Source organism: Metamycoplasma equirhinis, from assembly GCF_006385185.1.
In the GTDB taxonomy this organism is placed as follows: Bacteria; Bacillota_I; Bacilli_A; order Mycoplasmatales; family Metamycoplasmataceae; genus Metamycoplasma; species Metamycoplasma equirhinis.
In genome coordinates this window covers 1-511 of the sequence record NZ_VFIX01000056.1, presented here as the reverse complement: position 1 = coordinate 511, position 511 = coordinate 1, and the positions used below count along the sequence as shown (strand labels likewise).

Annotated in this window: 1 protein-coding gene; it reads right to left on the bottom strand. The window is 64.6% G+C overall.

Features of this window, described 5'->3' with window-relative positions; genetic code table 4:
* On the bottom strand, positions 1-511 hold a 511-nt coding region (locus FJM08_RS08630), incomplete at both ends, for an aldehyde dehydrogenase family protein (RefSeq protein WP_140031754.1).

The window sequence follows — 511 nt, the reverse complement described above, 5'->3', positions numbered from 1 at the left end:
ATGTAGAACCCGCCCTCTCTATCCGCCGGCCGCGCGCCACCGCATGCGAACCTTCCGCCTTCGGCGACCGCCAGGTCGAGGTAGCCCTGCACACGATCCCGTTGTCGGGCCGAAATCAACGGCCCGCAAACGGTTCCGGGGTCGTTGGGATCGCCGGGCCTGATCGACGACATGGTGGCTGCCGCGATGGCAACCGCCTCTTCATAACGGGCCCGTGGCAAAACCAGCCGGGTCGTGATTGCGCACCCCTGCCCGGCGTGCATGCAAGCCGAGAACGCCGATACCGCGCTGGCAGCGGCTAGGTCAGCGTCGTCGAGCACGACGAACGCCGACTTGCCACCCAGTTCCAGAAAAACCTTTTTGATGGTGGCCGCGGCATCGGCCATTACGGCACGGCCGGTCGCAGTAGAACCGGTGAACGAAATCATGTCCACCCGAGGGTCTTTGGCCAACAGCGCCCCCAAAGCGTGACTGCTGGAGGTGACGATGTTGACAACGCCCGGTGGGAAGT